Here is a 7,312-nt window from a genome sequence, read left to right as displayed (position 1 = left end):
CTTCGTCTATCGGTTAGGACGTCAGATTTTCATTCTGAAAAGAGGGGTTCGACTCCCCTAGGGCGTGCCACTTCCCCCGTCGATTTCTCCGCAAAACACGTCCGTCAGAACGCCTTTGCCGCGTCCAGCACGCGGAACTGCATGCGTCGGCTGCCCTGCCAGCTATCGGCCGAAAGCGTGCCGGCGAGATGCACCGCCTGGCCGCGCTCCTTCATCAGGAACATGCCGAGATCGGCTTCCGCCGCGCGGAACGCCATGGCGTCGATGCGCCCGCCATCGGGACCTTCGAGGGCGATGCGCAGGTGGTTGACGCCGACGGGACGCACATCACGCACACGGTGCGCCGGCAGCGCGAAGATCGGCTGCGGATGGCCGGAGCCGTAGGGGCCAGCCTGTTCGAGCTGGTCGGCGAGCGCCAGGGTGGCGCCGCTGGCGCTCATCGCGCCGTCGATCTTCAGCGTTTCGACGGCCACCAGATCGCGCACTGTGCGCTCGGCGCGTTCCTCGAAGAAGGTGCGCAGGCGGCCGAGATTGGCCCGCTCCACAGTCAGACCGGCCGCCATGGCGTGACCGCCGCCCTTGACCAGGATGCCCTCGTCCACCGCGGAGCGCACCATGCGCCCGAGATCGAAACCGCTGATCGAGCGGCCGGAGCCGGTGCCCTTGCCAGAGGGATCGAAGGCGATGGCGAAGGCCGGGCGGCGGAAGCGATCCTTCAGCCGGGAGGCGAGCAGGCCGACGACGCCAGGATGCCAGCCCTCGCGGGCCGTCAGGATCACCGAGGCGCTTTCGCCGGTGCCGTACTCCGCCTGCGCCTCGGCTTCCGCCTCGGCGAGCATGGCGGCCTCCATGGCCTGGCGCTCGCGGTTCAGCTCGTCGAGCTGCTTGGCGATGCGCTCGGCCTCGCCCGGCTCATCGATGGTCAGCAGGCGGCTACCGAGCGCCGCATCGCCGATGCGCCCTCCGGCATTGATGCGCGGGCCGACGAGGAAACCGAGATGGTAGGGCGTCACCGGCCCGCCGATGCCCGCCTGCTTCAGGAGCGCCGTCAGGCCGGCATTGCCGAGATGGCGCGCGGCGATGAGCCCCTTCACTACATAGGCGCGGTTGAGCCCCTTCAAGGGAACGACGTCGCAGACCGTGGAGAGCGCCACGAGATCGAGCATGGAGAGGAGATCGAAGCCTGCGGCCCGCGTATCGCCCCGCGCGCGCAAAACGCGCTGCAAGGCCACCAGCACGAGGAAGACGACGCCGGCGGCGGAGAGGTGCCCCTGCCCCGACAGGTCGTCCTCGCGGTTGGGATTGACCAGGGCAAGGGCCGGCGGCAGGTCCTCGCCGACCTGATGGTGGTCGATCACCACGACATCGATGCCGCGATCGCGCGCGACGGCGAGCGATTCGTGGCTGGTGGAGCCGCAATCGACGGTGACGATCAATTGCGCACCGCGCTCGATGAGCTGGGCGATGGCGTTCGGATTCGGCCCATAGCCCTCGAAAATGCGGTCGGGAATGTAGATTTCCGCCTGCACGCCGAAATGCACGAGGAAACGGTAGAGCAGCGCCGAGGAGGACGCGCCGTCGACATCGTAATCGCCGAAGATCGCCACGCGCTCGCTACGCTCCACGGCGCGCGCCAGCCGCTCCGTCGCCGCCTCGCAGTCCATCAGGCTGTAGGGCTCGGGCATCAGGCGGCGCAGCGTCGGGTCGAGGAATTCGAGCGCGGTCTCGAAGGGCACGCCGCGGCCGGCCAGCACGCGCGAGATCAGGTCCGGCAAGCCATGCGTCTGGCTCATCGCCAGCGCGCGGTTTTCCCCCGCCTGGTCGAGCCGCGCCACCCAGCGCTGGCCCGTCGCCGAGCGCTCGACGCCGAGAAAGGCGCGGCTGACGGGATCTGCGTTTTCCAGCATGCTCATGGCCGCTCCTGCCTGCCGACCCCCCTCTGCCCTGCCGGGCATCTCCCCCTCAAGGGGGGGAGATTGGATGGGGCGATGTCTTGCCCATCACCAACGATGCGATTTGAGCACAATTCCCGCCGCTTGCCGATCTCCCCCCTTGAGGGGGAGATGCCCGGCAGGGCAGAGGGGGGTAGCGCCAGATCGCGACGGCAGAGAATCAGGCCGTCTTCGGCCGCTCGATGCGGATGACCTGCGGTTCGCCGACGAGATAGCCTTCGCCCTTGATGGAGGCGACCGCCTTGCGGACCGAATCTTCCATCGTCGCATGGGTGACGAGGATGATGGTCTTCGGATCGGTCGATTCGGTCGTGGACTGCGCGCGCTGGACGATCGATTCGAGCGAGATGCCGTTTGCCGCCATGTGCTTGGCGATGCTGGCGAAAACGCCGGTGCGGTCTTCGACCGAGAGGCGGATGAAATAGCCGCCGTGGTGCTTGCGGATCTGCGCGCGCTTGTAAGGCGCAAGGGATGCGGCCGGGCGGCCGAGCGCCGGCACGGTCTGCGCGCCGGGGCGGCTTTTCGCGATATCGGCGATGTCGCCGAGCACGGCGGATGCCGTGGCGTTGCCGCCCGCACCAGGGCCGACCATCAGCAATTCGCCGAGAATGTCCGATTCGATCGCCACGGCATTCGTCACGCCATCGACCTGCGCGATGACCGAATCAAGCGGCACCATGGTCGGGTGCACGCGCTGTTCGACACCGGTATCGGTCTTCTGCGCCACGCCGAGCAACTTGATGCGATAGCCGAGGTCGGCCGCAGCGCGGATGTCGTCGATCGAGATGTTGGTAATGCCTTCGAGATAGATGTCGTCGGCCGAGATCTTCGTGCCGAAGGCGAGCGTCGTCAGGATCGACAGCTTGTGCGCCGTGTCGTTGCCCTCGATATCGAAGGCCGGATCGGCTTCGGCATAACCCAGGCGCTGGGCTTCCTTCAGGCAGGCCTCGAAGGACAGGCCCTCCTTCTCCATCTTGGTGAGGATGTAGTTGCAGGTGCCGTTCATGATGCCGTAGACGCGGGAAATCGTGTTGCCGGTGAGCGATTCCCGCAACGCCTTGATGACCGGGATGCCGCCGGCGACAGCCGCCTCGTAGTTGAGGATGCAGCCGTTTTTCTCCGCGATGCCGGCAAGCTCGACACCGTGCGCGGCGAGCAGCGCCTTGTTGGCCGTCACCACATGCACGCCGCGCGACAGCGCCGCCTTGACCGCGGCATAGGCCGGGTCGCCCGCCCCGCCCATCAGCTCGACGAAGACGTCGATCTTCGCCTCGCGGGCGAGCGCGACGGAATCGTGGAACCATTCGATGGCGGAAAGATCGACGCCGCGATCGCGGCCCTTGGTGCGCGCGGTGACGGCGATAATCTCGATCGGCCGGCCGCACGTCGTCGTGAGCATGTCCCTGCGTTCGACGAGAATCTTCGCGAGCGAAGCACCAACGGTGCCCAAGCCCGCAATGCCGATCTTCAGGGCATCAGCCATGGTCATGTCCTAACGTTTTGGAAAAAGCCCTCCGCCTGGCGCGGAGGGCGGATGGTGTCAGCGATGGGCGTTCAGCGAGATGACGTTGTGCATCGTCTCGTCGGCCGTGGAGAGGAACTTCTTGATGTTGCGCGCCGCCTGGCGGATGCGGTGCTCGTTCTCGACCAGCGCGAGGCGAACGTAATCGTCGCCCATCTCGCCGAAGCCGATGCCCGGAGCAACCGCGACGTCGGCCTTCTCGACGAGAAGCTTGGAGAATTCCAGCGAGCCGAGATGGCGGAACTTTTCCGGGATCTTGGCCCAGGCGAACATGGTGGCCGCCGGCGGCGGAACCTCGAAGCCGGCCTTGCCGAAGGTATCGACCATGACGTCACGGCGGCGCTTGTAGATGCTGCGCACTTCCGCGATGTCCGCACCGTCGCCGTTCAGCGCATGCGTCGCCGCCACCTGGATCGGCGTGAAGGCGCCGTAGTCCAGGTAGGACTTTACGCGGGTGAGTGCTGCGATCAGGCGTTCGTTGCCGACGGCAAAGCCCATGCGCCAGCCGGGCATGGAGAAGGTCTTCGACATGGAGGTGAACTCGACAGTGATGTCGATGGCGCCCGGAACTTCCAGCACGGACGGCGGCGGCGCGTCGTCGAAGTAGATTTCCGAATAGGCAAGGTCGGACAGCACGATGATGTCATGCTTCTTCGCGAACGCGATGACGTCCTTGTAGAAATCGAGCGTGGCGACATGCGCCGTCGGGTTGGACGGATAGTTGATGATCAGCGCGAGCGGCTTCGGGATCGAGTGGCGCACGGCGCGCTCGAGCGGCGGGAAGAAGCTCTCGTCCGGCTCGACCGACATCGAGCGGATCACCCCGCCGGCCATCAGGAAGCCGAAGGCGTGGATCGGATAGGTGGGGTTCGGGCACAGGATGACGTCGCCAGGCGCGGTGATCGCCTGCGCCATGTTGGCGAAGCCTTCCTTCGAGCCGAGCGTCGCGACGACCTGCGTCTCCGGGTTCAGCTTCACGCCGAAGCGGCGGGCGTAATAGGCGGCCTGGGCGCGGCGCAGGCCGGGAATGCCCTTGGACGAGGAATAACGATGGGTGCGCGGGTCCTGGACGACTTCGCAGAGCTTGTCGACGATCGCCTTGGGGGTCGGCAGATCGGGATTGCCCATGCCAAGGTCGATGATATCGGCGCCACCCGCTCGCGCGCTTGCTTTCAAACGGTTGACCTGTTCGAAAACATACGGCGGCAGACGCCGGACCTTGTGAAACTCTTCCATCTTTTACCCCGTTGAGCGCGGAGCCCCTCCGGCGGCTCTGCCGGAAGACGCAAAACTCCACGCGAATCAAGTGACCGGATACTAAAGCGTCGCGCGACGATTATGACGCGCTTGGCACGCTTTAGCACTTAAACTGCTGCATAATTTTGTCCTTAAATCGATATCGATTTAAGGAATTATGCAGAGGCGAAAGCGTTCAAAATGAAGGCGCTTCGCCTGCGCCGGCGGTCCAGGGGACCGCCCATCGCTTTGCTGCCAAACGGCAAGAAAGGCAAGTGCTAATTCGTGCCCTGGATCTCAGAAAGTGTCGCCGCGCCGTGTCCGTCGCGCAGAGCCTGCAATTCGGCGAGCTGGCGACGGTATTCCGCCTCCGAAATCACGCCGGAACTGCGGCGGCGCGACAGCGACGACAGGCGCGCGGAGTAGCTGGCGGCCTCCTCGTCGCTCATCTGCTTCGTCTCGGCGCTGACGATCGCGGTGATGTCCGGATAGACGTCGGCGCGGTTGGCGCCGCTGTTGACCGTCGAGGGCGTCTCGCTGGAAGCGCAGGAGGCAAGGACGACCGGCATGGCGGCCATGAGAAAGGCGGCGCTCAAGCGCCTGAATTCGAACGCCATGTGGCAGTATGCTCCTGTCGAAACGACCGGTTCCGTATCTTTCCGTGAAAGGCTGTCAGGCCCTTGTAATCTGTTTCGCAGAGAATGTAAAAATACAAAAGTAACAATAAAATCGGGAGGGAACGATGGCCGAGGACAGCAAAGCGAACGACCGCGATGCAGCCGGAAACAAGCCCGGTTTCCAGCCCTTCGACCCCGCCGCGATCGAACCCTATGTCGTGAAGGACCCCGAGGCGCTGACGGTCAACCTCGCCCGCACCGTCGAGCAGCTCGGCAAGGCCGCCTCCGCGTGGCTGGCACCCCGCGAAAGCGGCGAGAAGGTCGATACCGTCTCCGAGCCGATGGTCGACATGGTGAAGACCCTCTCTAAAGTCTCGGAATACTGGCTGACGGACCCGCGCCGCACGCTGGAAGCGCAGACCATGCTGCTCGGCAGCTATTTCAACATCTGGTCGCGCACGCTGAGCCGTCTTTCCGGCGAAGAGCCGGACGCCACGCCCGATCCGCACAGCAAGGACAAGCGCTTCAGCGACGAGGACTGGGTGAAGAACCCCTTCTTCGACTTCCTGCGCCAGGCCTATTTCGTGACCTCCGACTGGGCGGAAAAGCTGGTGGCGGACGCCGAGGGCCTCGACGAGCATACGCGCCACAAGGCGGGCTTCTATGTGAAGCAGATCGCCAGCGCGATCTCGCCCAGCAATTTCGTCACCACCAATCCGCAGCTCTATCGCGAGACAGTGGCGTCGAACGGCGCAAACTTGGTGCGTGGCATGAAGATGCTGGCGGAGGATATCGCGGCCGGCCGGGGCGACCTGAAGCTGCGCCAGACCGACACGAGCAAGTTCGCGATCGGCGAGAACATGGCGCTGACGCCGGGCAAGGTCCTGGCGCAGAGCGATGTCTGCCAGGTCATCCAGTATGACGCGACGACGGAGACGGTGCTGAAGCGCCCTCTCCTCATCTGCCCGCCGTGGATCAACAAGTTCTACATCCTCGACCTCAACCCGGCGAAATCCTTCATCAAATGGGCCGTCGACCAGGGCCATACGGTCTTCGTAATCTCCTGGGTGAACCCGGACGAACGCCACGCCGCCAAGGACTGGGAGGCCTATGCGCGCGAGGGCATCGGCTTCGCGCTCGATACGATCAAGCAGGCGACCGGCGAGGACGAGGTCAACGCGATCGGCTATTGCGTCGGCGGCACGCTTCTGGCTGCGACGCTGGCGCTGCATGGGCAGGAGGGCGACAAGCGCATCCGCACCGCGACGCTCTTCACCACGCAGGTCGATTTCACCCATGCCGGCGACCTCAAGGTCTTTGCTGACGAGGAGCAGATCGACCTCATGGAGCGTGGCATGAAGGCGACCGGCTATCTTGACGGCTCGAAGATGGCGACCGCCTTCAACATGCTGCGCGCCTCCGAGCTGATCTGGCCCTATTTCGTCAACAACTACCTGAAGGGCCAGGATCCCATGCCCTTCGACCTCCTGTACTGGAATTCAGATTCCACGCGAATGCCCGCGGCCAACCATTCGTTTTACCTCAGGAATTGTTATCTGAACAATACTCTCACGAAGGGCAAGATGGTGCTCGCGGGCAAGACGCTGTCGCTGAAGGACGTCAAGATCCCGATCTATAATCTCGCGACCAAGGAGGACCATATCGCGCCGGCGAAATCGGTCTTCGTCGGCAGCCAGTTCTTCGGCGGCAAGGTCACATACGTCATGGCGGGCTCCGGTCATATTGCCGGCATCGTCAATCCGCCGGACAAGATGAAATATCAGTTCTGGACCGGCGGCCCGGTGAAGGGTGCCTTCGAGGACTGGGTGGAGAAGGCGACGGAGACGGCCGGGTCCTGGTGGCCGCACTGGCACGCCTGGATCAAGGCCGAGGACGACCGCATGGTGCCGGCGCGTAAGACCGGCGGCGCGATGAACTCCATCGAGGAAGCCCCCGGCTCCTATGTGCGCGTGCGTGCCTGACGC

General features: G+C 64.6%; 5 protein-coding genes. 1 reads left to right on the top strand and 4 read right to left on the bottom strand.

The features are described from left to right. Positions 1-104: 104 nt before the first annotated feature. The 4 genes from recJ to AC1Q6Z_RS25725 all read right to left on the bottom strand — a co-directional run bounded on the left by recJ (position 105) and on the right by AC1Q6Z_RS25725 (position 5,327). The gene (gene recJ, locus AC1Q6Z_RS25740) at positions 105-1,913 is read right to left on the bottom strand and encodes a single-stranded-DNA-specific exonuclease RecJ (protein ID WP_492649734.1); all 1,809 of its coding nucleotides are present in this window, start codon (positions 1,911-1,913) and stop codon (positions 105-107) included. Between the two features lie 199 nt (positions 1,914-2,112). Further along, positions 2,113-3,435: a homoserine dehydrogenase gene (locus tag AC1Q6Z_RS25735; RefSeq protein WP_492649733.1), complete on the bottom strand. Its 1,323-nt coding sequence runs from the start codon at positions 3,433-3,435 to the stop codon at positions 2,113-2,115. A 57-nt stretch (positions 3,436-3,492) separates the two neighbouring features. Further along, the gene (locus AC1Q6Z_RS25730) at positions 3,493-4,710 is read right to left on the bottom strand and encodes an LL-diaminopimelate aminotransferase (protein WP_256116021.1); all 1,218 of its coding nucleotides are present in this window, start codon (positions 4,708-4,710) and stop codon (positions 3,493-3,495) included. A gap of 278 nt (positions 4,711-4,988) precedes the next feature. Further along, complete coding sequence (locus AC1Q6Z_RS25725) at positions 4,989-5,327, bottom strand: SHOCT domain-containing protein (RefSeq protein WP_256116022.1); 339 nt, start codon at positions 5,325-5,327, stop codon at positions 4,989-4,991. A 125-nt stretch (positions 5,328-5,452) separates the two neighbouring features. Between AC1Q6Z_RS25725 and AC1Q6Z_RS25720 the strand changes: the two genes are divergently transcribed. Then, on the top strand, positions 5,453-7,309 hold the full coding sequence (locus tag AC1Q6Z_RS25720; RefSeq protein WP_492649732.1) for a PHA/PHB synthase family protein: 1,857 nt from the start codon (positions 5,453-5,455) through the stop codon (positions 7,307-7,309). The last annotated feature ends 3 nt before the right edge of the window (positions 7,310-7,312 follow it).

The sequence above is a fragment of the Shinella sp. GW835-FHT14H05 genome (assembly GCF_058793575.1).
This window is presented reverse-complemented; position numbering and strand designations above follow the sequence as displayed.